Origin of the sequence: Stenotrophomonas sp. TWI1151 (assembly GCF_039673135.1) — a bacterium.
Taxonomy (GTDB): Bacteria; Pseudomonadota; Gammaproteobacteria; order Xanthomonadales; family Xanthomonadaceae; genus Stenotrophomonas.
Genome location: NZ_JBDJLA010000015.1, coordinates 63,187 through 86,616 on the forward strand (window position 1 = coordinate 63,187; position 23,430 = coordinate 86,616).

The window sequence follows — 23,430 nt, forward strand, 5'->3', positions numbered from 1 at the left end:
CTCTACCGTGACTGCCATCGCCCCGTGCAGGGGAACCCGCCACCGCTGTCGCCTGCGACAGCGGCCGGGGTCGTGCACGCCGGCGCTGGTGAAACCCCAGGAATCCACCCATGGACTTTTCCCGTTTTTTCATTGACAGGCCGATCTTCGCGGCGGTGCTGTCGATCGTGATCTTCGCCGCTGGCCTGATCGCGATCCCGATGCTGCCGATCAGCGAGTACCCCGAAGTGGTGCCGCCCTCGGTGGTGGTGCGCACGGTGTACCCGGGCGCCAACCCCAAAGTGATCGCTGAAACGGTGGCCACGCCACTGGAAGAAGCGATCAACGGCGTCGAGGACATGATGTACATCAAGTCCGTCGCCGGCTCGGACGGCGTGCTGCAGATGACGGTGACCTTCCGCCCGGGTACCGATCCGGACGAAGCTGCGGTCAAGGTGCAGAACCGCGTCGCCCAGGCGCAGGCGCGCCTGCCCGAGGACGTGCGCCGCCAGGGTGTCTCCACCCAGAAGCAGTCGCCGACCTTCCTGATGGTGGTCCACCTGACCTCGCCGGACGGCAAGTACGACTCGCTGTACCTGCGCAACTACGCCCGCCTGCACGTCAAGGATGCCTTGGCACGCCTGCAGGGCGTCGGTGATGCGCAGATGTTCGGCGGCGGTGACTACGCCATGCGTGCGTGGCTGGACCCGGACAAGATCGCCGCGCGCGGCCTGACCGCCAGCGACGTGGTGCGTGCGATGCGCGAGCAGAACGTGCAGGTCTCGGCCGGCCAGCTCGGCGCCGAGCCGATGCCGAGCAGCGACTTCCTGACCCTCATCAACGCCCAGGGTCGCCTGCGCAGCGAGCAGGAATTCCGCGACATCGTGCTCAAGGCCGGTGACGACGGTGAAGTGGTCCGCCTGTCCGATGTCGCCCGCCTGGAACTGGGTGCCGGTGACTACACGCTGCGCTCGCAGCTGGACGGCAAGAACGCGGTCGGTATCGGTATCTTCCAGGCCCCGGGTGCGAATGCGCTGGAGATCCGTGACTCGGTGATCCATACGATGGACGAGCTGACCAAGCAGTTCCCGGCCGGCGTGAAGTACGAAGCGGTGTACGACACCACCATCTTCGTGCGTGACTCGGTCAAGGCCGTGGTCTCCACGCTGCTGGAAGCCATCGCGCTGGTGGTGCTGGTGGTGATCCTGTTCCTGCAGACCTGGCGCGCCTCGATCATTCCGTTGATCGCCGTGCCGGTGTCCATCGTGGGTACGTTCGCGGCGCTGTACGTGCTGGGCTTCTCGATCAATACCTTGACCCTGTTCGGGCTGGTGCTGGCGATCGGCATCGTGGTCGATGACGCGATCGTGGTGGTGGAGAACGTCGAGCGCAACATTGAAGAAGGCCTGACCCCGCTGGCCGCGGCACACCAGGCGATGCGTGAAGTGTCCGGGCCGATCGTGGCGATCGCGCTGGTGCTGTGTGCCGTGTTCGTGCCGATGGCGTTCCTGTCGGGCGTGACCGGTGCGTTCTACAAGCAGTTCGCCGTCACCATCGCGATCTCGACCGTGATCTCGGCGATCAACTCGCTGACCCTGTCGCCGGCCCTGGCCGCACGTCTGCTCAAGCCGCACGGTGCACCCAAGGATGGCCTGACCCGTCTGATCGATCGTCTGTTCGGCTGGATCTTCCGTCCGTTCAACCGCTTCTTCAAGACCAGTTCGGAGAAATACCACGGTTCGGTCGGCCGCCTGCTGGGCCGCCGCGGCCTGGTGTTCGTGGTCTATGCCGGCCTGCTGCTGGCCACCGGCCTGATGTTCAAGGCGGTGCCGGCCGGCTTCATCCCGACCCAGGACAAGCTGTACCTGATCGCCGGTGTGAAGCTGCCGGAAGGCTCCTCGATCGCACGTACCGACGCCATGCTGGCCAAGGTCGCCGAGATCGCGCGCAACACCGATGGCGTGGCGCACACGATCCAGTTCCCGGGTCTGAACGCGCTGCAGTTCACCAACACGCCCAACACCGGTGTGGCCTTCGTTCCGCTCAAGCCGTTCAGTGAGCGAAAGGGCCGCACCGCCGCGCAGATCAATGCCGAGATCAACGCCAAGATCGCCGGGCTGCAGGAGGGCTTCGCGTTCTCCATGATGCCGCCGCCGATCCTCGGCCTGGGTAACGGCAACGGCTACCAGATGTTCATCCAGGACCGTGGCAACCTCGGTTACGGCGCACTGCAGACCGCGGTGAGCACGATGCAGGGTGCCGTCGCGCAGACCCCGGGCATGGCGTTCCCGATCACCAGCTACCAGGCCAACGTGCCGCAGCTGGATGCCGAAGTGGACCGCGTCAAGGCCAAGGCCCAGGGCGTGGAGCTGACCGAGTTGTTCGACACGCTGCAGACCTACCTGGGCTCGTCGTACGTGAACGACTTCAACCAGTTCGGGCGTACCTGGCAGGTGATCGCCCAGGCCGACGGCCAGTTCCGTGACAGCGTGGAAGACATCGGTCGCCTGCGCACCCGCAACAACCGTGGCGAGATGGTGCCGATCGGCTCGATGGTCACCGTGAAGGAAACCTACGGTCCGGACCCGGTGCTGCGCTTCAACGGCTACCCGGCGGCCGATCTGGCCGGCGAAGCCGACCCGCGCATGCTGTCCTCGGCCGAGGCCATGGCCAAGCTGACCGAGATTGCCGGGCAGGTGCTGCCGGTGGGCATGCAGACCGAGTGGACCGACCTGAGCTACCAGCAGGCCACCCAGGGCAAGGCCGCGTTCATCGTGTTCCCGGTGGCGATCCTGCTGGCGTTCCTGGTGCTGGCCGCGCTGTATGAAAGCTGGTCGCTGCCGCTGGCGGTGATCCTGATTGTCCCCATGACCCTGCTGTCTGCGTTGTTCGGCGTATGGATGACGGGCGGTGACAACAATGTGTTCGTGCAGGTCGGCCTGGTGGTGCTGATGGGCCTGGCATGCAAGAACGCCATCCTGATCGTCGAGTTTGCCCGCGAACTTGAAATGGGCGGCAAGGGCATCGTGGAGGCTGCACTGGAAGCATGCCGCCTGCGTCTGCGCCCGATCGTGATGACCTCCATCGCGTTCATCGCCGGCACCATCCCGCTGGTGATCTCGCATGGCGCCGGTGCGGAAGTCCGCTCGGTGACCGGTATCACGGTGTTCGCCGGCATGCTGGGCGTCACCCTGTTCGGCCTGTTCCTGACCCCGGTGTTCTACGTGGCCCTGCGCAAGTTCGTCAGCCGTAATGGTGGCGGGCAGCTGGTGACCCACGGCGAACCGACCATCCACCACTGATTCCTTCCCCCGCGAGGTTTTTCCTATGAATACCGCTACCCAAAAGATCGCCCTGGTCACCGGTGCCACCCGCGGCATCGGCCTGGAAACCGTCCGTCAGCTGGCCCAGGCCGGCGTGCATACGCTGCTGGCCGGGCGCAAGCGCGACGTCGCCGTGGCCGAGGCACTGAAGCTGCAGGCCGAGGGCCTACCGGTGGAAGCGATCCAGCTGGACGTCGGTGATGCCGCCAGCATCGCCGCCGCCGTGCAGGCCGTGACCGAGCGTCACGGCCGCCTGGACATCCTGGTCAACAACGCCGGCATCCTGCTCGACGACATCAAGCTGGCCCCCTCGGCGCAGACCCTGCAGACCTGGCGCGATACCTTCGACACCAACGTGTTCGCGGTGATCGCCGTCACCCAGGCGTTCCTGCCGCTGCTCAACGCCTCGCCGGCTGGCCGCATCGTCAACGTGTCCAGCATCCTGGGCTCGCTGACCCTGCACAGCCAGCCGGGCTCGCCGATCTATGGCTTCGCGGTGCCGGCCTACAACGCCTCCAAGAGCGCGGTGAATGCGTGGACCGTGCAGCTGGCCTATGAGCTGCGCGAGAGCACCACCAAGGTCAACACCGTGCATCCGGGCTACGTCAAAACCGACATGAACGGTGGCGAAGGTGAGATCGAAATCAGCGAAGGTGCGCGTTCCAGCGTCGGCATGGCACTGATCGATGCCGACGGCCCGAACGGCAGCTTCACCTACCTCGGCGAGGTGCTGCCATGGTGATCCGTCTGTTGACCGTGGCCGTGACCAGCGCGCTGCTGGCCGGCTGCGTCAGCGTCGGCCCCAACTACCAGGCGCCGCCGGCCGAGCCGGTGAGCCTGCAGGGCGCCGCCGCGCCGGTGTTCACCACGACCTCGCCGGTGGCGAGCTGGTGGGCCCAGTTCGATGACCCGGTGCTGGAGCAGCTGGTGCATGAAGCACTGGGCACCAACCTGGACCTGCGCATCGCGATGTCGCGCGTGCGTGAGGCCCGCGCGGTGTTCGTCGAGCAGCGCCTGGACCAGTTGCCGCACGTCACCAGTGGTGGCAGTTACGACCGTCGCAAGCAGCCGGATGCCACCGTCGGTGGCGAGCGTGTCTTCAGCGAAAGCTACCAGCTCGGCTTCGATGCCGGCTGGGAGCTGGATCTGTTCGGCCGCCAGCGCCGTGCCGCCGAAGCGGCGCGCGCCGACCTGGGCGCCGAGCAGGACAACCTCGCCGATGCACAGGTCACCGTCGCCGCCGAAGTGGCCCGCAACTACTTCGAACTGCGCGGTACCCAGAAGCGCATCGCGGTGGCCAAGCGCACCCTGGTCAATCTGCGCGACACCCAGAAGCTCACCGAAACCCGGTGGGAACTGGGCGCCGGCAGCGAGCTGGACGTGCAGAGCAGCCGTGCGCGCCTGAAGGCGATCGAGGCCGACATCCCGCTGCTGGAAGTGGCCGAAGTGCAGTCGCGTCATCGCCTGGCGGTGCTGCTGGGTCAGCGCCCGGACGCACTGGACAGCCTGCTGCAGCCGCGCGAGATGCGGCCGTACGCCAAGGCGTTGCCGCTGGGTGACACCACGGACCTGCTGCGTCAGCGCGCCGATGTGCGCGTGGCCGAGCGTCGGCTGGCCGCGGCGACCGCACGCGTCGGCGTGGCCACGGCAGACCTGTTCCCGCGGATCAGCCTGAGCGGGTTTGTCGGGTTCCTGTCTGGTGATGCCAGTGGCCTGGTCAACGGCAGCAACAAGGCATGGTCGGTGACGCCGTCGATCAGCTGGGCCGCCTTCGATTTCGGTACGGTCAAAGCCCGTCTGCGCGCCAGCAAGGCACAGGCCGATGGTGCTGCCGCCGAGTACGAAAAGGCCGTGCTGCTGGCGCTGGAAGACACCGAGAACGCGTTGACGCGTTACGCCAAGCAGCAGGCTCGCCTGGCGATCGTCGCCGAGCAGGCCCAGGCGGCGGGGCGCGCCGAGGAACTGGCGCAGATCCGCTTCCGCGAGGGGTCGGAAGACTTCCTGACCCTGCTCGATGCGCAACGCACCCAGCTGGCCGCGGACGATGCACTGGCCGAGGCCGAATCCACGGTCAACGTCAGCGTGGTCGGTGTGTACAAGGCCCTGGGGGGTTGGGGCCAGCAGCAGGATGCGGCCAACACCCCGGTGGCGGTCACGCAACGCTGACCCCACCGTTGGGCACGGGGCGGCGAGGGCGCCGTCCCGACAGCAAGAAAGGCAACAGCCGTCACATGCGCTGCGCAGTGCGTCGCGATTGACGGCTTTGCCTCTGCACGGTGTCTGTGCACGGTGCTAAAAGCGTGGGTCGTTTTCTGGAGTGGCCCGCATGCAACCCAATCCGTGGCGTCCTGTCCGCCTGCATCTGCACGACCCGGGACCTGCCTCCGGTGCGGGACTTTCCCGTGGCGTGATCGCGCTGTTGGTGGTGGCGATCCTTGCGGTGGTCACGGGATTCTGTTGCCTGACCGAAGGCCTGTTCGAGATCGGCCTGATCGCCACGGGTGTGTTCATCGCCATCGGCGCGCGGATCTGCCAGGCACGTGAGCAGCACCAGGCGCTGTATCGACTGCTGCAGAAGATGGATGAGCGGCAGCCATGATCGACGCTGTGAAAACGCAGGCCGCCGTACGGCCAACCTGAAGCCGATGGACGGTGCGCTGACCGCCCATCGCGCGTCTGCTTACTTGCCCGCCGATGTTGGCACGGGGAACCGCAGTTCCGCCTGCACCGGATAATGATCCGAGGGCAGCACGCCACCGGGTTTCTGGTCCAGCGTGCTGAAGCTGTCCACGCTGAAACCGCGCACCAGGATCCAGTCCAGTTCCACCGTCGGCTTGCCGGTGAAATCATGGAAGGTCAGGCGCGGGCCATCGACCTTGCCGGCGAGTTTTCGAGCATCGCCCAACGCAGCGGTAAATGCCTTGTAGGTGTCACTGCCGGGCTCACTGTTGAAATCGCCGGTGACCACCACCGGGATGTCCTTGGGCAGTGTGGCCAGCCGCGAGACGATCAGCTTTGCGCCGAGGACGCGGCGCGGCTCATCTTCGTCACGGTAGGGCAGGTGGGTGTTGAACAGATAGAAGCGCTGCCCATCGGCCTGACGCTGGAACAGTGCCCAGGTCACCATGCGCGGGAACAGGTTGCCCCAGGTGATGCTGCCCGGCACGTCCGGTGTGTCGGAGAGCCAGAAGTCACCCGATTCGAGCACCTTCAGCCGCGCACTGTCGTACAGCACGCCCATGTGTTCGTCGCCGTTGCCGCCGCGGCGGTCCCTGCCGAACAGGGTGTAGCCGGGCAGGTGCGCGACCAGGTACTCGCCCTGTTTCTGCACCAGCTCCTGGGTGCCGATCACCTCGGGCTTCTGCTCACGGATCAGCGTGACCATCGCATCGCGGCGGTCCTCCCAGCGCTTGCCCGGGTCGGTATCGGCCGGCGTGCGTACGTTGAACGACATCACCTTCAACGCATCGGGTGCCTGCGCCCAGGCGCTGGCCAGCGGGGCGGCGAACATCATCAGGGCCAGCAGCGCGGGCCGATGGAAACGAGACAGCATGTGGAATCCCTCCATTCCATGAAAACGTTCCCAAAGGGTCGCATGGAAGGGCAGGAAAAGGATATGCAGGACATGGCGGTTGATCGGCAGTGCCCCCTCAGCTCGACAGCAGGATCACGCCGATCGTCATATTGATCGCTGCTCCCAACACCAGCACCCACACCGTGGACAGGATCGTGTTCAACCACGAGCGCTGCAGCGCGATCTTCAGCCACCCGGCCTGCACCACCGCATACCAGAGCGCGGCGAGCACGCCGACCGCGACGCCCAGCGTGGTCGACAGCTGGCCCGGCAGCCGCACGAACACCATGCTGGTGGACAGCGCCACCGCGAACGGTGCGGTCAGGTAGCACTGCATGAAAAACGGACGGCGCAGCGACTCGCGGGTCATCGGCACGTGCTTGCGACGCAACAGGTGCGTGGTAGTCACCAGGGGCCAGATCGCGAACGTGATCGAGCGGTACAGCAGCAGGCTCTCTTCATTGCCGAAGATCGAGCGCGACAGCGCCCCGGTACCGACCACCTGCTGGTGCAGCATCAGCTCCACCCCGTGCGCGACCAGCACCGCCAGCATCAGGAACATGGGCGGGCTGATCGCATCGTCGAACTGGCGCTCCAGCTTTTCCTTCAGCTCGGTATCCACGTACTGGGCCATCCGCCGCGGATACACGATCACGCGGTACAGCGTGCGTGGGAAAAACAGGAACCAGGTGCACAGCTCGTAGAGGAACTCTTCCAGCGACCGCAGCAGTTTGAGGAAGTCCATCCCGGGGTCCTTGCGAGGGGGAAGCCAGCACCGCCGAGGATACCCGGGACAGGGCTCAGCGGATCGCGACTGTCAGGCTGTGCGGTGCCTTTTCATTGCGACGCGCCTGGGCACGCATCTGGTAGACCTGCACGACATAGGTGCCGGTGGTCGGCAACGTGCCGCTCCAGCGCCGCTTTTCGTCGTTGCTGCCCAGTGCCTCCCCCTGGCCGGGCGTCACGCCGGGCGCGAACACATTGAAGTTGGCATTCGGGCTGCCGTCGATCGTCACCGCCATGGTCTGGCCGGCGCGCGCGGCAATCGTGTAGCGGACGGTGTCATAGCCGGACAACGTGCCACGCATGGTGGCACTGCTGGCGCCCTTGGTGAAGTGCACGGGGGTGGTGGTGACCTTGTCCGCTGCCGCGGCCAGCATCGGCGTCAGGGCGAGCAGGGTGGTCAACAGCAGTGAGCGGAGCGGCGTCATGGCATGTCCTTGGTGGGGCCCGGCAAGGGCGTTTCGTCCCGAGCATGGGCATGACCCCATCAAGGGATTGTCGATGCGCTGCGACCCTCGCCGCACTGCGATGAACGCAGCGTGCTCTACCGGTCTCGGTTTCCAGTGCGTTCTGAATTGTTTACGCAGGTGCCCGGCGCGTGCATGCACCAGCCTCTTCCACGCACACATGGGTAACGCCGGCAGGCCTAGCGTGGATTCACCGGCACCACTTCGATGCCGAACACCGGAGATACGGCAATGGCCAACACCCCGAACCCGCAGCAGGGTCAGAATGATCCGCAGCGCAATGCCCCGCAGCAGGGCCAGCAGGAGCAGCAGGATCAGCGCGATCGCGATGCCCAGAAGCAGCAGCAACAGCAGGACCAGGATCAGCAGGGCCAGCGCTCGGGCCAGCAGAGCGACCAGGAAGAATAAAACGGGTCCGCACGCACCGTGGCCCGGTCGGGTTGGCCGGGCCGTTTGTGTTGCCGCCAGCGAGAGAGCATCGCGTGTTACTGAACGTCTTCCAGCGCTCGCCCGGCTGACCGGCTACCATGCCCGCATGAGCATCCCCGTACCAGATAGCAGCGTGCCGCGCCTGCTGGGTTTTGACGTCCCGACATTGCAGACCATTGTCGATCACGGCGCGGACGAGGCCATTGTCGCCATGCTCGATGTTGTTCCCGATGCCCACTGGTTGAAGCTGTTCGACGAACGGGTGGCCGCGCTCAAGGGCGAACTCGGCCTGGCCGGGGTCGAACTGGACGGCACTTCGATTCTGTTCTTCGGCTCCATCGCGGACAGCCGTCGCCTGGCGACCGCCGTGTCGGCCCTGATCAATGCCATCAACATGGAAGTGGCCGGCCACACCGATCCGTTCCAGCCGATGGCGCCGTAGCTCCTCACGAGTCGATACGGCACGTGCGCAGCAGCACGCTGTCACCCAGGCCCGCATCTGCCGTGCGGTACGGAGCAGGGCAGGTGCCGCGGATCTCGGTCACCCACAGCACCATCATGCCGACGATGCGATGGGCCTCGTTGGGCCACTGTGCGACCAGCCGATCATGGATCGCGTCATACACCGCCCAGCGCTCGGCGGCCGACACCCCGCCTGCCCAGCACTGCGCCAATTCGGCCTGCGCCAGCCGAAAAGCCTCTTTCTGTCCGTCCATAGCGTTCCCCCAACACAGTCCATATCGGACAGGCGCCTGCCTGCCCGGGTGAGCCCCCTGCAATGAGGTAAACGCAGTTGGGGCAGCGCAGCGGCCAGCGCGCAGTGCGCACACGGTGCGCCGCCGTAGGCTGAACGCGTGGGCGCCAGGTTGGTAAAACATAACAGGACGTCCTGTATAGTTACGATCCCGTCGCCCCCCCTTGCGCACCATGACCCCGACCAAGACCCAGCGCTGGAGCCTGCTGCTCACCGTTGCCGCCGGCCTGTTGCTGATCACCCTCGACAACTCGGTGCTCTACACCGCCTTGCCCACGCTGACCAAGGAACTGGGCGCGACCCCGCTGCAGGGCCTGTGGATCATCAACGCCTATCCCCTGGTGATGGCTGGCCTGCTGCTGGGTGCCGGTACCCTCGGCGACCGGCTGGGGCACCGGCGCATGTTCCTGATCGGCTTAGTGATTTTTGGGATCGCCTCGCTGCTGGCCGCGTTCGCGCCGGACGCCAATCTGCTGATCGCCGCCCGCGCGCTGTTGGCCGTGGGCGCGGCGGCGATGATGCCGGCCACGCTGGCGCTGATCAGCCTGACCTTCGAGGACGAACGCGAGCGCAATCTGGCCATCGCCGTATGGGGCTGCATTTCCATCGTCGGCGCGGCCCTCGGCCCGATCGTCGGTGGCGTGCTGCTGGCGCACTTCTGGTGGGGCGCGGTGTTCCTCATCAATGTGCCGATCGTGCTGCTGGCCATGGTCGGGGCAGTGCTGTTCGCGCCCCATGGCACGCCCGATGCAAGCAAGCCGTGGGACCTGATCTCCTCGTTGCTCAGCCTGGTCGCCTTGTCCGGGCTGGTGGTGGCGATCAAGGAGGTTGCGCATGCGCCGCCGAACGGGGGGCTGGCAGCCGGTGCGGCGCTGGTCTTCGTGGTGGGGCTGGTGCTGTTCCTGCGCCGCCAGCGCCGGCTGCCGTACCCGATGCTCGACGTGGCCATCTTCCGTAACGCTCCGTTCCTGGCCGGCGTGCTCTCGGCCGCGTTCGCGATGTTCGCCATCGCCGGCCTGCAGCTGCTGACCACCCAGCGTTTCCAGCTGGTGGCCGACTACACCCCGTTGCAGGCGGGCCTGCTGGTGTCTGTGGTGGCGATCGGGTGCCTGCCCAGCGCCATTTTCGGCGGCATGTTCCTGCGCCGCGTCGGGCTGTTGCCGCTGATCACCGGCGGGCTGGGCGTGGGCACCGCCGGTGTGGTGCTGGTCGCGGCCACCTTCGGCGGCCACCTCGGCTGGACCCTCGCCGGATTGCTGCTGACCGGGCTGGGCATGGGCGCCACCATCTCCGTCGCCTCCACCGCGATCATCGGCAACGTGCCCCCGCATCGCGCTGGCATGGCCTCCTCGGTGGAGGAAGTGTCCTATGAGTTCGGCAGCCTGTTCGCGGTCTCTCTGCTGGGCAGCCTGATCGCCGCGCTGTATTCGGCCACCGTGACGCTGCCGGACGGTGTGGACGCCGGTGCGGGCCAGAGCATCCAGCAGGCGCTTGCACTGGCCGCACAACCGGGCGGCGCCGCCGGGTGGCTGGCAGCGGCCAGCACCGCCTACGACGCCAGCTACGTTTGGGTACTGTATGTGATTGCCGCGGTGCTGCTGGTCGGCACCGTCACCACCGGCGTGCTGCTGCGCCGCCATGGCCCCGGCACGGCCACCACCGTCTCCCACGCCCACTGACCCATGCGCCCGAGCAACCGAACCAACATCCTGGATGCCGCCGTCCGCGTGATCGAACGCGACGGCATCACCGCACTGACCTTTGAAGCGGTCGCCAGCGAATCCGGCATCGCCCGGGGCGGGCTGCTGTATCACTTCCCCTCGCGCGATGCGCTGCTGCAGGGCATCCACCAGCACCTGGCCGGCGTGTGGGAGGCGAGCATGATCGAGGCCGCGGGCAAACCTGCCGACGCGGCAGGGCCCCCCGAGCGCTACCAGGCCTACGCGCTCACCTGCGCACAGACGGCCACCCGGGCCGAACTGCAGCTGATGTTCGATGCGGCCGCCACCGACGAGAACATGCAGCCGTGGACCGAAGTGGTCGAGCGCTGGTCGCCGCCCACGCCGCAGGACCTGAGCGACCCGGCTGCGCTGGACCTGTTCATCGCCAAGCTCGCCGCCGACGGCATGTGGGTGTTCGAAGCGCTGTCGCGCTCGCGGCTGGCGCCGGAGGTGCGGCAGGCCATCGCTGACCGGCTGGCACAGATGATCGCGGCCGCCTCCAAGACAGCGTGATGCCTGCCATGCGGGTACCCTTGGCGGTTCACTTCTTGAACAACGGGTCCGCCTGATGGATTACCAACTTGTGATCAAGTTCTGGCGCAAGTCGCTGGATGATGAGGCCTTCCTGGCCACGCTGGAGGCCGAGCTGACCACCGCGCTCGGCAAGGCCGCGACGCTGGACGGTTACGACGTCAGCGCGAAAGAGATCAACCTTTTCATGTTCACCGCGGATCCGCGCCCGACCTTCCGGAAGACCAAGGATGTGCTGGAGGCGATGGGCGTGCTGCACAGCGTGTCCGCGGCGTACCGGCTGGTGGGCGGTGCGCAGTTCACTTCGGTGTGGCCGCTGCGGATGGCGCGGAAGTTCACGTTGCCGTGAGGGGCTGAGCGGCTGTCTGGCTGGCGGAAGACGGGCACAAAAAAGGCCGGGACCTTCGATTTCTCTAGGGTTCCAGCCTTTGATGCACCGTCGAAACGGCTAATTGGTGGAGGTGGGCGGAATTGAACCGCCGTCCGAAGGCACTCCATCCCCGGTACTACATGCTTAGCTCACCGTTGAATCTCATCCTGTGGCAGCACGGTGTGCAAAGCGCACCCCAGGACCAGCCTGCTTTAGTTAAGTCGTGACTGACAGGCAGCCATCACAACCGGTTCCGTGATAATGACCCTACATCTACGAGCACGGGCACAAGTAGGTTCGGGGGTTCGCCTAAGGCGGCTGTAGAACTAAACGCTAAAGCTGTTTTTAGGCAGCGATTGCGAAGTCGTTCGAACCGTAGTTGTCGTCGTTGGCAACTAAAAGTTTGCTGCTGGATTAACGAGGAAAGCTGCCCCCTCGGCATGCACCAAGTAACTTCACAACCCCCGTCGAAACCAATGCACCCCCGGTTTCTTCAAGAACCGCACTTCATCCGGAAAAACAGCACCGGAACTCTACTTGACGGAATGGATGCTACTCCAATCCAGCTGAACAGTCACCTTGGCCGTCTGCGGCTTACTTCTGCAGCTGGCGGCGGCTGTCGGCCTTGTGTCGGGCCTTTTCCTTCTTCAGGCGGTTGTGCTCGTTGCGCACGGTCATCGCCTGCTTCTTGGCCTGCGGTTCAACCCGGGCCATCAGCGATTCCACCTGGGCCACCAGGCGGCGGTGCTCCAGGCTGTCGTAGCTCTGGGTCTCCGAGGCGACGCGCTTGGCGTTGCGGATCAGGTAGGTCAGCACCTTGAGCAGCGCGGCCGGGTCCATGGCGCGGGCGAGTTCGTCAAAGATGAACTCCAGCGCCGCCACGTCGGCGCGCAGGGTGGTCAGTTCGTCCGCCGCCAGTGCGGGTGCCGGGGTAGTTTCGAGAGTCACGCGCGGATCCTTTCCGTATCAATGCGGGGATTCTGACAGTTGTGCGGGGTTGGCGGGGAAAGATCGTTATCCCGCTGGCGTCCGCGGCTCAGGTGGGGCGGGCACCCGGGTGAACGAGCGGACTACAATCCGGCCCCGGAAGAGTGGTTGCAGACAGGGACGAGGCGTTGAAGAAGCAGGTGTGGATTGCAGTGGCGGTGCTGGTGGTGGCGGTGATCGGAGCCGCCAGCGTTTGGCGGTCGACATCCGGTGCGCAGGCGCCGGGCGGGGCAGGGCAGGCGTCGACACCGGCCGGACAGGCGGCCACGCCTTCGGTTGAAGCGGCGCCGACCGCCTCGACCAGACCGCCGCACCCCGTTCCCGATCTCGCCCGCACACGGGAGAGCCTGGAAATCGCCCAGGACCCCTTCAGCAGTGGTCATCCGGAGGAGCGGCGCTGGCTCGACCAGCACGGCTTCCCCAATGGCGCGCAATGGACCCGCTATCAGCAGGCCTCCGACGCCGAGCTCGACCAGGCGGCGCGGGCAGGCGACACGGTGGCGGCCACGATGTTCGATGCGCGGCGGCTGGGCGCCGATCCGACGGCTGAAAGCCGTTTGCTGGCCGCGGGCGCGGAAGGCGATCTGTTCGCGCTGAGTCTGCTGTCGTCCTGGAAGGCGGGCGCCCATGCGGCAGGGATTCCCGAGGCCTACGCGATATCCCGGGTGGCCGAGATGCGCGGCGATCTCACCGCAGCGTTGCACCGGGAGATGATGCTGGGGGCGCGGCTGAGCGGCGACCAGCGCCTGCTGGCCGAGGCCGAGGCGCTGCATCTGAATCTGCATCTCAATGCGTTGTACCGCCAGAAGCACGGCGTGGACCCGCCGCCGGTGGAGATGCGACCCTACCAAGCCGATCCGGAAGATACCGCGCGCTGACCGCGCGCCGCGCAGGGCCTACAGCCGCTTGCGCAGATACAGGCGCTGATGACCCGGCGGAAAATCCTGCAGCCGGCCGAACACTTCATAGCCCTGCTTGAGGTAGAAGCCCTCCGCCTGCCAGGAGAAGGTATCCAGCGTCACGGCGTGCGCGCCGAGCGCGCGGGCCTGCTGCTCGGCATCGGCCAGCAGGGCCTGGCCTAATCCTTCGCCGCGGCGGGTGTCATCCACCCAGAGCGCATGCACCATCAGCCAGCCGCCACAGACATCAGCGGCGATCCCGGCCACAACGCGGCCGGCAGCATCACGTATGACCCGGTTGACCGGCTGGTCGTCCAGGGCGTCGCCACTGGCGGCCTGGTTGAAGGCCAGCAGACCAGCGAACACCGCGCGGGTGTCCTCGGCGCTGGCCGGCTGGATGCCCGCTGCGGGCACCGTGCGCGTCATCAGGCGTCGCGGTTGTGCCGGCGCATCGTGCGCGACTTCTCCCGCGCCCAGTCCCGGTCCTTCTCGGCATCGCGCTTGTCGTGGGTCTGCTTGCCCTTGGCCAGCGCGATCTCGAGCTTGATCTTGTTCTTGCTCCAGTACATCGCGGTGGGCACGATCGTGTAGCCATCGCGCTGCACCTTGCCGATCAGCTTGTCGATCTCACTGCGATGCAGAAGCAGCTTCCGCTCGCGACGGTCGTTGGCCACCATGTGGGAGGAGGCCTGGATCAACGGGGTGATCTGCGCGCCGATCAGGTAGATCTCGCCATCACGCACGTAGGCGTAGGCATCGATGATGTTGCCGCGCCCGGCGCGGATCGACTTGACCTCCCAGCCCTGCAGGGCCAGGCCGGCTTCGAAGCGATCTTCGATGTGGTACTCGTGACGGGCACGCTTGTTGAGCGCGATGGTTTTGTTGGCCGTCGCGTCCTTTGCTTTATCCTTGCCGCTGTTCTTGCTCATTCCCCTATTGTCTCCGATTCGGGCACGCCCGGTCGATTCATCAGACATCTGTATCGCATGCCAACTATCCGACGTAGTGCCCTGGTCGAACATTCGGCTGCCCGCATGTTCGACCTGGTCAATGATATTGACGCCTATCCGCGCCGCTTCCGCTGGTGTTCGGCCTCGCAGATCCTGGAGTCTGGCCCGGACCGCCTGGTCGCGCGCCTGGATCTGGGCTTTGGGTCGTTCTCGACCTGGTTCATGACCGAGAACACGCTGCAGCGCCCGCACAGCATCGATATGCAGCTCAAGGACGGGCCGTTCAAGCGTCTGCACGGGCGCTGGGAGTTCCATGCGCTGGCCGAGGACGCCTGCAAGGTCACGCTGACGCTGGAGTTCGAGCCGACCTCACGTCTGCTTGGTCCGGCCCTGGCGCTGGGCTTCCAGGGCCTGGCCGACCGCATGGTGAACGATTTCGTCCGCGTCGCCGACGCCCAGGACTGAGCGGTGATCACCGTCGAGGTGGTGCTGGCCTGGCCCGATCGGGCCGCGTCGCGGGTGCTGTCGCTGCCCGAAGGCGCCACGATCGCCGAGGCCATCGCGGTGGCCGCCATTGACGGCAGCGCGCAATGCCCGGCCGTAGCCGTGCACGGCCTGCTGGCCAAGCCGGATCAGGTGCTGCGCGAGGGCGACCGGGTCGAGCTGCTGCGTCCGCTGCTGGCCGACCCGAAAGACAACCGCCGCCGGCGCGCACGCGCCGGCAGCTGAGTGAAGAAGGCAGGCCTCAGCGGCCGCGCTTCTTCTTGTCCTTGGGCAGGTTGCGGCCGAACTGGCGCAGCGTGCTGCGGGCCAGCTGGGCGTCGTCGCTGGCGAAGTACTCGCCGTCCCAGCGGGTGACCGCATCGTTCTCGAAGTAGACGGTGAAGTTCTTCACTTCCGTCTTGCCCACGCGGTTCACGCGCTGGCTGGCGGTGTAGTCCCAGCGCTGGGCGTGGAACGGGTCCGGGATGGAGGGCGTGCCAAGCAGGGCGTTGACCTGCTGCTTGCTCTGGCCCACCTGCAGCTGACCGACGGCCTGCTCCCGGATCAGGTTGCCCTGATAGATGGGTTGCTTGTAAATGATGCCGCAGCCCGTGGTGGACAGGGCAACGGCGGCGACCAGCAGGAGATTGCGCATCGGGGAATGGCGTTTGGGGAAATCGAGTCGATGATACACTCCCGACGTGTCGCCGCGACCCAATCCGAGGCAGCTGGCGCTAAATCGCCAATGAACGGAGAACTATGGAAACCCACGACCTGCGCAAAGTCGGCCTCAAGGTGACCCACCCGCGTATGCGGATCCTGGCGCTGCTCGAGCAGCGCAATGCCAGCCACCACATGACCGCCGAAGACATCTACCGCCAGCTGCTGGAGCACGGTGATGAGATCGGCCTGGCCACGGTGTACCGGGTGCTGACCCAGTTCGAGGCCGCCGGCCTGGTGCTGAAGCACAATTTCGAAGGCGGCCAGGCCGTCTACGAGCTGGATCGCGGTGGCCACCACGACCACATGGTCGATGTGGACAGCGGCAAGATCATCGAATTTGAAAGCCACGAGATCGAAGAGCTGCAGCGCAAGATCGCGGCCGACCATGGCTACGAGCTGGAAGAGCACTCGCTGGTGCTCTACGTGCGCAAGAAGCGCCGGTAACGGGCCGCTGGCGGCCCGGATGCGATCAAAAAACCCCGGGCATGCCCGGGGTTTTTGCTTTCAGCGCCAGGCGCCGGTTCCGGCGGGGAGCCGGCCAGCGGCCGGCACTACCCATCACGGGGGGGCTCAGACCTGCAGCAGCTTGCGCGCCGCAGCCCGGGCTTCCTTGCTGACTTCCACGCCGCCCAGCATCCTGGCCAGCTCTTCCTCGCGGGCCTTGGTATCCAGCTTCTCGACCGCGCTCTGGGTCATGCCGTCCACCGGCGCCTTGCTGACCCGGTAGTGGGCGTGGCCCTTGGAGGCGACCTGCGGCAGGTGGGTGACGCACAGCACCTGACGCTTCTCGCCCAAGGCGCGCAGCTTCTGCCCGACGATATCGGCCACGGCGCCGCCGATGCCCGAATCGACTTCGTCGAAGACCATGGTCGGCACCGCATCCAGGCCCAGCGCGGCCACTTCGATCGCCAGCGAGATACGGGACAGCTCACCGCCCGAGGCGACCTTGCGCAGGGCACGCGGCGGCTGGCCGGCGTTGGCGGCGACCAGGAACTCGACCCGCTCGGCGCCGTTCGGGTCCGGCTTGACCACGGTCTGCGGCTCGATCTCGATCAGGAACTGACCGCCGCCCATGCCCAGCTCACCGATCAGGGTGGTGGTGGTGTCCGAGAGGGCCTTGGCGGCCTTCCGGCGGCTGGCGCTGAGCACCTCGGCCACGGCTTTCCACTGGCCAGCGGCACGGTCGATCTCGCCGGCCAGGGCCTGCAGGCGCTCGTCGGCACCCCGCAGCTGCTCGACTTCGGCCTCCATGGCGTCGCGATGCTCGCCCAGCCCTTCCATCGGCACGCGGTGCTTGCGGGCGAGGTCGTGCAGGCGGCCGAGACGGCGCTCGATATCCTCGAACTGCTCCGGGTCGGCATCCAGGTCGTCATGGACGCGGTCGAGCAATGACAGCGCTTCGTCCAGCTGGATGGCGGCGCTGTCGAGCAGGGCATCGACCTCGCCGAGCCGGCTGTCGTGTTCGGCCACGCGGGCCAGATCGTGGCGGGTCTGCTGCAGCAGCTGCAGCACCGAGACCTCGTCATCGCCATTGAGGCGGCTGACGGCCACGTCGCAGGCGCCGATCAGCGCGCTGGCATGGGCCTGGCGGCGGTGGCTGCTGCCCAGGGTGGCGATCGAGGCCGGGTCCAGGTCTTCGCGCTTGAGCTCGCTGAGCTGGTGTTCCAGATAGCCGATCCGGTCGCTCACGTCGCCCTGGCGCGAGAGTGCCTCGGCTTCGTCCACCAGCGTCTGCCAGCGTGCGGCGGTCTGGCGGACCTGGGCGCGCTCGGCATCGTTGCGGGCAAATGCATCCAGCAGCGAGAGCTGCGAGGGGCGCGAGAGCAGGGCCTGCTGTTCGTGCTGGCCGTGGATCTCCACCAGCATGCCGGCCAGCTCGGTCAGCTGGGTCAGCGTCACCGGGCGGCCGTTGATGAAGGCGCGCGAGCCACCGTCGGCACGGATCACCCGTCGCAACTGGCACTGTTCTTCGTCGTCCAGCTCGTTGTCGCGCAGCCACTGGCGCGCCGGGGCGTCGGCCAATGGCGCGAATTCGGCCGAGAGCTCGGCGCGCGCGGCGCCGTGGCGGACCACGCCGCTGTCGGCGCGCAGCCCGGACAAAAAGCCCAGCGCGTCCACCATCAGCGACTTGCCCGCGCCGGTTTCACCCGAGACCACGGTCATGCCGGCGCCGAATTCCAGCTCGGTGGCGCGGACGACCGCGAAATCCTTGATCGATAGATGTCTAAGCATGGTCTACGTTGTACACGAGGGGTGTCTCCAAGCCGCGCACGCTAGCATGGGCGGGGGGCGTCTCCAATGACTTGCCAACGCCCCGTGCAGCCATTATCTAAGTGGGCGTCTCACAGGCTGATTCCATGCATCCTTCCGCGTCCCATCTCGCCCCGCGTGCCCGCCATCTGCTGCGGACGCTGATCGCGCGCCACATCCAGGATGGCGAACCGGTCGGCTCGCAGACCCTTGCCCGGCATGCCGGCCTGGACGTCAGTCCGGCCACGATCCGCAACATTCTGGGCGACCTGGAAGACCTGGGCCTGCTCAGCTCGCCGCATACCTCGGCCGGTCGGGTGCCGACCGCGCACGGCTACCGGGTGTTCGTGGACAGCCTGGTCAAGATGCAGCCGCCGGGCGAGGGCGAGCTCAGCCGCCTGCGCACCGAGCTGGCCACCGGCACCGGCACCCAGGCCCTGCTCGGCAGTGCCTCGGAGCTGCTTTCGGCGATGAGCCATTTCGTCGGGGTGGTCAGCGCCCCGCGCCGGGAGCAGTTCGCGTTCCGGCATATCGATTTCGTGGCGCTGGACGCGCGCCGGGTGCTGGCGATCCTGGTGTTCGCCGACAACGAGGTGCAGAACCGGGTGATCGAGCCTCGCCGCGGCTTCAACCCCGGCGAGCTGGAGCAGGTCGCCAACTACCTCAATGCGAACTGCGCCGGTCGGCCGCTGGCCGAGATCCGGGCCCGGCTGCTGCTGGAGCTGCGCGATGCGCAGTCGGAAATGGAGCAGTTGCTGGCGCACAGCATCGAACTGGCCGAGCAGGCGATGGTGCCGCCGGCCGATGACATGGTGCTGGCTGGGCAGACCCGCCTGATGGGCGTGCAGGACCTGTCCGATCTGGAGCGCCTGCGCGAGCTGTTCGATGTGTTCGCCAGCAAGCGCGAGATCCTGCAGTTGCTCGAGCGCACCATCCAGGCCCCGGGCGTGCGCATCTTCATCGGCGAGGAGACCGGGGTGATGCCGCTGGAGAGCGTCTCCCTGGTCACCGCCCCGTACTCGGCCGATGGCCAGGTGCTGGGGGTGCTGGGGGTGATCGGCCCGAAACGGATGGCCTACGACCGCATGATCCCGCTGGTGGAAGCCACCGCCCAGGTGCTGGGGGCCGCGCTGGGCTCGCCCGCGGGCGGCGGATTGTCCCGCGATCGCGCATAAAGCGGCCCTGGACTCTTGAATCCCGTAGCCGCGCCCACATAGGGGTGGGTGGAGGCGGAGAGTCACCGCCAAGGATCCGGAAATGAACCAAGATCAGTCAGATATCGCATCCCAGAATCCCGCCGGCGAGCCGGGCGCTGAGCCGTCCCTGCAGCAGCAGCTGGACAGCCTGCACAACGAGCTGGCCCTGCTGCGCTCGGAGTCGCTGCGCGAACGCGCCGACCTGGACAACCAGCGCAAGCGCGTTGCCCGTGACGTGGAACAGGCGCGCCGCTTCGCCAATGAAAAGCTGCTCGGCGAGCTGCTGCCGGTGTTCGACAGCCTCGATGCCGGCCTCAATGCCGCCGGCAGCGAGCCGAGCCCGCTGCGCGAAGGTCTCGAACTGACCTACAAGCAGCTGCTCAAGGTCGCCGCCGACAATGGCCTGACCCTGCTCGACCCGACCGGCCAGACCTTCAACCCGGACCACCACCAGGCCATCAGCCAGGTCGACGCGCCCGGCGCGGCGCCCGGCAGCGTGGTGCAGGTGTTCCAGAAGGGCTACCTGCTCAACGACCGCCTGCTGCGGCCGGCGCTGGTCGTGGTGGCCCGCGACTGACCCACGGGTCGGACCGCCGGGCCAGGCCCGGCGGTCCGACCGGACGCTGAACGCGTTGGGTCGCCATCGAACACTGTGTTTGATGGACGGCTTGAAAGTGTCCGCAGCGTCCCACACATCCCATTCATAACCCGGCAGCTGCCGGATGTACCCAGAACTTTCAGGAGTCTCCCTCATGGGCAAGATCATTGGTATTGACCTCGGCACCACCAACTCGTGTGTGGCGATCATGGACGGCGGCAAGGCCCGCGTCATCGAAAATTCGGAAGGCGATCGCACCACGCCCTCCATCGTCGCCTACACCAAGGACGGCGAAGTCCTGGTCGGCGCCTCGGCCAAGCGCCAGGCGGTGACCAACCCGAAGAACACCTTCTACGCTGTCAAGCGCCTGATCGGCCGCAAGTTCACCGACGCTGAAGTCCAGAAGGACATCGCGCACGTGCCCTACGGCATCCTGGCCCATGACAACGGCGACGCCTGGGTCCAGACCAGCGACGGCAAGAAGATGGCCCCGCAGGAAATCTCCGCCCGCGTGCTGGAGAAGATGAAGAAGACCGCCGAAGCGTTCCTGGGTGAGACCGTCACCGAGGCCGTGATCACCGTGCCGGCTTACTTCAATGACAGCCAGCGCCAGGCCACCAAGGACGCCGGCCGCATCGCCGGTCTGGAAGTCAAGCGCATCATCAACGAGCCGACCGCTGCTGCCCTGGCCTATGGCCTGGACAAGGGTGACGGCCGTGACCGCAAGATCGTTGTGTACGATCTGGGCGGCGGCACCTTCGACGTGTCGATCATCGAGATCGCCAACGTCGACGGTGAGAAGCAGTTCGAAGTGCTGGCCACCAACGGTGACACCTTCCTGGGCGGCGAAGATTTCGACAACCGCGTCATCGAGTACCTCGTCGACGAGTTCAACAAGGACCAGGGCATCGACCTGCGCAAGGATCCGCTTGCCCTGCAGCGCCTGAAGGACGCCGCCGAGCGTGCCAAGATCGAGCTGTCCACCAGCCAGCAGACCGAAGTGAACCTGCCGTACGTCACCGCTGACGCGTCGGGCCCGAAGCACCTGAACATCAAGCTGACCCGCGCCAAGCTGGAAGCGCTGGTGGAAGACCTGATCAAGAAGTCGATCGAGCCGTGCCGCATCGCGCTGAATGATGCCGGCCTGCGTTCGAGCGACATCGGTGAAGTGATCCTGGTCGGCGGTCAGACCCGCATGCCGAAGGTGCAGCAGGCCGTGACCGAGTTCTTCGGCAAGGAACCGCGCAAGGACGTCAACCCGGACGAAGCCGTGGCACTGGGTGCTGCGATCCAGGGCGGCGTGCTGGGCGGCGACGTCAAGGACGTGCTGCTGCTGGACGTGACCCCGCTGTCGCTGGGCATCGAGACCCTGGGTGGCGTGTTCACCAAGATCATCGAGAAGAACACCACCATCCCGACCAAGGCCTCGCAGGTGTTCTCCACCGCCGAGGACAACCAGTCGGCCGTGACCGTGCACGTGCTGCAGGGTGAGCGCGAGCAGGCCCGCTTCAACAAGTCGCTGGCCAAGTTCGACCTGTCCGGCATCGAGCCGTCGCCGCGCGGTCTGCCGCAGGTGGAAGTGTCCTTCGACATCGACGCCAACGGCATCCTGCACGTGTCGGCCAAGGACAAGAAGACCAACAAGGAACAGAAGGTCGAGATCAAGGCCGGTTCGGGTCTGTCCGAGGACGAGATCGCACGCATGGTCGCCGACGCGGAAGCCAACCGCGAAGAAGACAAGAAGTTCCATGAGCTGGTCCAGGCCCGCAACCAGGCTGACGCGCTGATCCACGGTACCCGTACCGCGATCACCGAGCACGGCAGCAAGGTCGGTGGCGACGTGATCGGCAAGGTGGAGTCGGCCCTGGCCGATCTGGAAACCGCGATGAAGAGCGACGACAAGGCACAGATCGAAGCCAAGTCGAAGGTGCTGGAAGAAGCCGGCCAGGCCCTGTTCGCAGCCTCCGCGGCGGCCGAGCAGGGCGGCGCGGCACCGGGCCCGGATGCCGGTGGCAACAGCGGCGCGCACGACGATGTGGTCGACGCCGAGTTCACCGAAGTCAAGGACGACAAGAAGTCCTGATCCGGACACGACACGGGACGTTGCGCAGGCAGCGTCCCGTTGTCCTATCCCCCTTCTGGTCCTGACAGCCGTCTCCCGGCCTGTCGGGGCGCCCGGCGAAAGAGCGGACCTGGTGCCGCTCTTCCGCTTTGACGAATCCCGACTTCCGGAACCCGATTCAAGTTATGAGCAAGCGCGATTACTACGAAGTGCTGAGCGTGTCCCGCACCGCCAGCGATGAAGAACTGAAGAAGGCCTATCGCCGTTGCGCGATGAAGTTCCATCCGGACCGCAATCCGGGTGACAACGAGGCAGAGGCCGCCTTCAAGGAATGCAAGGAAGCCTACGAAACCCTGTCCGACGGCAACAAGCGCCGGATGTACGATGCCCACGGCCATGCGGCATTCGAGCACGGCATGGGCGGCGGTGGCGGTGGTCCGGGTGGCCCGGACATGGGCGATATCTTCGGTGACATCTTCGGCAACATCTTCGGCGGTGGCGCCGGTGGTGGTGGTCCGCGCCAGGCCCGTCGTGGCGCCGATATCGGCTACGTGATGGAACTGGACCTGGAAGAAGCGGTGATGGGCGTGGAGCGCCGCATCGAGATTCCGAGTCTGGTCGAGTGTGATGACTGCAACGCCAGCGGTTCGGAAGACGGCAAGGTCGAGACCTGTTCGGTCTGCCGTGGCCAGGGCCAGGTGCGCATCCAGCGCGGCATCTTCGCGATGCAGCAGGCCTGCCACCACTGCAACGGCCGTGGCCAGATCATCCAGAACCCCTGCAAGACCTGTCACGGCAATGGCCGTGTCGAGGAAGACAAAGTGTTGTCGGTCAAGGTGCCCGCGGGCGTCGACACCGGCGACCGCATCCGTCTGTCCGGTGAAGGCGAGGCCGGTCCGGCCGGCACCCCGGCGGGCGATCTGTATGTGGAAGTGCGGGTGCGTGAGCACGCGATCTTCCAGCGCGACGGCGACGACCTTCACTGCGAAGTGCCGATCCGCATCTCGCAGGCGGCCTTGGGCGATACCGTCCGTGTAGCGACCCTCGGCGGCTATGCCGAGATCCGCATTCCGGCCGAGACCCAGACCGGCAAGCTGTTCCGCATGCGTGGCAAGGGCGTGCGTTCGGTACGCAGCCGCAGCGAAGGCGACCTGTACTGCCGCGTGGTGGTGGAGACCCCGGTCAACCTCACCCCGGAGCAGCGCAAGCTGCTGGAACAGTTCGAAACCACCTTCACCGGTGAGGAAGCGCGCAAGCATTCGCCGAAGTCGGCGACCTTCATCGATGGCGTGAAGGGCTTCTGGGACCGGATGACGTCGTAAGCGTCACGGGTTTCAGTGAATTACCGAAG

At 66.3% G+C, this 23,430-nt stretch carries 26 protein-coding genes and 1 other RNA gene; 17 read left to right on the top strand and 10 right to left on the bottom strand.

Going from position 1 to position 23,430, the window contains the following annotated elements:
• Positions 1-110 precede the first annotated feature (110 nt).
• From ABE422_RS16410 to ABE422_RS16425, 4 genes are all read left to right on the top strand, one after another.
• Positions 111-3,281 carry a multidrug efflux RND transporter permease subunit gene (locus tag ABE422_RS16410; RefSeq protein WP_313211513.1) on the top strand — a complete coding sequence of 1,057 codons (3,171 nt, stop codon included), beginning with the start codon at positions 111-113 and terminating at the stop codon, positions 3,279-3,281.
• A 25-nt stretch (positions 3,282-3,306) separates the two neighbouring features.
• Positions 3,307-4,044 (top strand): SDR family oxidoreductase, encoded by a 738-nt coding sequence (locus tag ABE422_RS16415; RefSeq protein WP_313211514.1) that lies wholly within the window; start codon positions 3,307-3,309, stop codon positions 4,042-4,044.
• Positions 4,038-5,468: an efflux transporter outer membrane subunit gene (locus ABE422_RS16420; RefSeq protein WP_346483340.1), complete on the top strand. Its 1,431-nt coding sequence runs from the start codon at positions 4,038-4,040 to the stop codon at positions 5,466-5,468. The genes ABE422_RS16415 and ABE422_RS16420 overlap by 7 nt, the downstream gene beginning before the upstream one ends.
• Before the next feature lie 160 nt (positions 5,469-5,628).
• Positions 5,629-5,901, top strand: a complete 273-nt coding sequence (locus ABE422_RS16425; RefSeq protein ID WP_313211516.1) for a hypothetical protein — start codon at positions 5,629-5,631, stop codon at positions 5,899-5,901.
• Between the two features lie 81 nt (positions 5,902-5,982).
• On the opposite strand, the gene ABE422_RS16430 is transcribed toward ABE422_RS16425, so the two are convergent.
• The 3 genes from ABE422_RS16430 to ABE422_RS16440 all read right to left on the bottom strand — a co-directional run bounded on the left by ABE422_RS16430 (position 5,983) and on the right by ABE422_RS16440 (position 8,087).
• A complete protein-coding gene (locus tag ABE422_RS16430; RefSeq protein ID WP_346483341.1) occupies positions 5,983-6,855 on the bottom strand; it encodes an endonuclease/exonuclease/phosphatase family protein in 873 nt (290 codons plus the stop codon).
• Positions 6,856-6,952: 97 nt separating this feature from the next.
• Positions 6,953-7,621: a hypothetical protein gene (locus tag ABE422_RS16435; RefSeq protein WP_313211519.1), complete on the bottom strand. Its 669-nt coding sequence runs from the start codon at positions 7,619-7,621 to the stop codon at positions 6,953-6,955.
• A gap of 55 nt (positions 7,622-7,676) precedes the next feature.
• Positions 7,677-8,087, bottom strand: coding sequence for a g-type lysozyme inhibitor (locus ABE422_RS16440; protein ID WP_346483343.1), 411 nt, complete (start codon positions 8,085-8,087; stop codon positions 7,677-7,679).
• A 270-nt stretch (positions 8,088-8,357) separates the two neighbouring features.
• Here ABE422_RS16440 and ABE422_RS16445 point away from each other — a divergent pair, with 270 nt between their 5' ends.
• Together ABE422_RS16445 and ABE422_RS16450 are read left to right on the top strand one after the other, a co-directional pair.
• Positions 8,358-8,534 (top strand): hypothetical protein, encoded by a 177-nt coding sequence (locus tag ABE422_RS16445; RefSeq protein WP_183073778.1) that lies wholly within the window; start codon positions 8,358-8,360, stop codon positions 8,532-8,534.
• 154 nt (positions 8,535-8,688) lie between these two features.
• Positions 8,689-8,997 carry a hypothetical protein gene (locus ABE422_RS16450; protein ID WP_346483344.1) on the top strand — a complete coding sequence of 103 codons (309 nt, stop codon included), beginning with the start codon at positions 8,689-8,691 and terminating at the stop codon, positions 8,995-8,997.
• Between the two features lie 4 nt (positions 8,998-9,001).
• Here ABE422_RS16450 and ABE422_RS16455 read toward each other — a convergent pair whose 3' ends face one another.
• Positions 9,002-9,271 carry a hypothetical protein gene (locus tag ABE422_RS16455; RefSeq protein ID WP_346465569.1) on the bottom strand — a complete coding sequence of 90 codons (270 nt, stop codon included), beginning with the start codon at positions 9,269-9,271 and terminating at the stop codon, positions 9,002-9,004.
• Positions 9,272-9,482: 211 nt separating this feature from the next.
• Here ABE422_RS16455 and ABE422_RS16460 point away from each other — a divergent pair, with 211 nt between their 5' ends.
• From ABE422_RS16460 to ABE422_RS16470, 3 genes are read left to right on the top strand one after another with little or no spacing between them, the layout of a single operon-like run.
• On the top strand, positions 9,483-10,988 hold the full coding sequence (locus ABE422_RS16460; protein ID WP_346483345.1) for an MFS transporter: 1,506 nt from the start codon (positions 9,483-9,485) through the stop codon (positions 10,986-10,988).
• Between the two features lie 3 nt (positions 10,989-10,991).
• Entirely contained in the window at positions 10,992-11,543 is a 552-nt protein-coding gene (locus tag ABE422_RS16465; RefSeq protein ID WP_346483346.1) for a TetR/AcrR family transcriptional regulator, read from the top strand.
• 55 nt (positions 11,544-11,598) lie between these two features.
• The gene (locus ABE422_RS16470) at positions 11,599-11,910 is read left to right on the top strand and encodes a hypothetical protein (RefSeq protein WP_123729002.1); all 312 of its coding nucleotides are present in this window, start codon (positions 11,599-11,601) and stop codon (positions 11,908-11,910) included.
• 104 nt (positions 11,911-12,014) lie between these two features.
• Here ABE422_RS16470 and ssrA read toward each other — a convergent pair.
• Positions 12,015-12,417, bottom strand: a transfer-messenger RNA (tmRNA) gene (ssrA, locus tag ABE422_RS16475).
• A 108-nt stretch (positions 12,418-12,525) separates the two neighbouring features.
• On the bottom strand, positions 12,526-12,879 hold the full coding sequence (locus ABE422_RS16480; protein ID WP_121042052.1) for a hypothetical protein: 354 nt from the start codon (positions 12,877-12,879) through the stop codon (positions 12,526-12,528).
• Between the two features lie 167 nt (positions 12,880-13,046).
• Between ABE422_RS16480 and ABE422_RS16485 the strand changes: the two genes are divergently transcribed.
• Positions 13,047-13,796: a hypothetical protein gene (locus tag ABE422_RS16485; RefSeq protein WP_346483347.1), complete on the top strand. Its 750-nt coding sequence runs from the start codon at positions 13,047-13,049 to the stop codon at positions 13,794-13,796.
• 18 nt (positions 13,797-13,814) lie between these two features.
• Here the strand turns inward: ABE422_RS16485 and ABE422_RS16490 are convergent, their stop codons facing one another.
• A complete protein-coding gene (locus tag ABE422_RS16490) occupies positions 13,815-14,243 on the bottom strand; it encodes a GNAT family N-acetyltransferase (RefSeq protein ID WP_313218012.1) in 429 nt (142 codons plus the stop codon).
• Complete coding sequence (gene smpB / locus ABE422_RS16495) at positions 14,243-14,746, bottom strand: SsrA-binding protein SmpB (RefSeq protein ID WP_088433158.1); 504 nt, start codon at positions 14,744-14,746, stop codon at positions 14,243-14,245. Before smpB ends, ABE422_RS16490 begins: the two co-directional genes overlap by 1 nt.
• A gap of 57 nt (positions 14,747-14,803) precedes the next feature.
• Here smpB and ABE422_RS16500 point away from each other — a divergent pair, with 57 nt between their 5' ends.
• Positions 14,804-15,232 carry a type II toxin-antitoxin system RatA family toxin gene (locus ABE422_RS16500; protein ID WP_026069778.1) on the top strand — a complete coding sequence of 143 codons (429 nt, stop codon included), beginning with the start codon at positions 14,804-14,806 and terminating at the stop codon, positions 15,230-15,232.
• A gap of 3 nt (positions 15,233-15,235) precedes the next feature.
• Entirely contained in the window at positions 15,236-15,496 is a 261-nt protein-coding gene (locus tag ABE422_RS16505) for an RnfH family protein (RefSeq protein ID WP_313211557.1), read from the top strand.
• A gap of 16 nt (positions 15,497-15,512) precedes the next feature.
• Here ABE422_RS16505 and bamE read toward each other — a convergent pair whose 3' ends face one another.
• Positions 15,513-15,905: an outer membrane protein assembly factor BamE gene (gene bamE, locus ABE422_RS16510; RefSeq protein WP_019183163.1), complete on the bottom strand. Its 393-nt coding sequence runs from the start codon at positions 15,903-15,905 to the stop codon at positions 15,513-15,515.
• 104 nt (positions 15,906-16,009) lie between these two features.
• On the opposite strand from bamE, the gene fur reads away from it, so the two are divergent.
• The gene (gene fur, locus ABE422_RS16515; RefSeq protein ID WP_070470227.1) at positions 16,010-16,417 is read left to right on the top strand and encodes a ferric iron uptake transcriptional regulator; all 408 of its coding nucleotides are present in this window, start codon (positions 16,010-16,012) and stop codon (positions 16,415-16,417) included.
• A 126-nt stretch (positions 16,418-16,543) separates the two neighbouring features.
• On the opposite strand, the gene recN is transcribed toward fur, so the two are convergent.
• Positions 16,544-18,205, bottom strand: coding sequence for a DNA repair protein RecN (recN, locus tag ABE422_RS16520; protein WP_346483348.1), 1,662 nt, complete (start codon positions 18,203-18,205; stop codon positions 16,544-16,546).
• A gap of 125 nt (positions 18,206-18,330) precedes the next feature.
• On the opposite strand from recN, the gene hrcA reads away from it, so the two are divergent.
• The 4 genes from hrcA to dnaJ all read left to right on the top strand — a co-directional run bounded on the left by hrcA (position 18,331) and on the right by dnaJ (position 23,401).
• Positions 18,331-19,398 (top strand): heat-inducible transcriptional repressor HrcA, encoded by a 1,068-nt coding sequence (hrcA, locus tag ABE422_RS16525; RefSeq protein ID WP_088433152.1) that lies wholly within the window; start codon positions 18,331-18,333, stop codon positions 19,396-19,398.
• 82 nt (positions 19,399-19,480) lie between these two features.
• Positions 19,481-19,996: a nucleotide exchange factor GrpE gene (grpE, locus tag ABE422_RS16530; RefSeq protein WP_121042061.1), complete on the top strand. Its 516-nt coding sequence runs from the start codon at positions 19,481-19,483 to the stop codon at positions 19,994-19,996.
• 175 nt (positions 19,997-20,171) lie between these two features.
• Entirely contained in the window at positions 20,172-22,100 is a 1,929-nt protein-coding gene (gene dnaK, locus ABE422_RS16535) for a molecular chaperone DnaK (protein ID WP_259260393.1), read from the top strand.
• 164 nt (positions 22,101-22,264) lie between these two features.
• The gene (dnaJ, locus tag ABE422_RS16540; RefSeq protein ID WP_121042065.1) at positions 22,265-23,401 is read left to right on the top strand and encodes a molecular chaperone DnaJ; all 1,137 of its coding nucleotides are present in this window, start codon (positions 22,265-22,267) and stop codon (positions 23,399-23,401) included.
• Positions 23,402-23,430 lie beyond the last annotated feature (29 nt).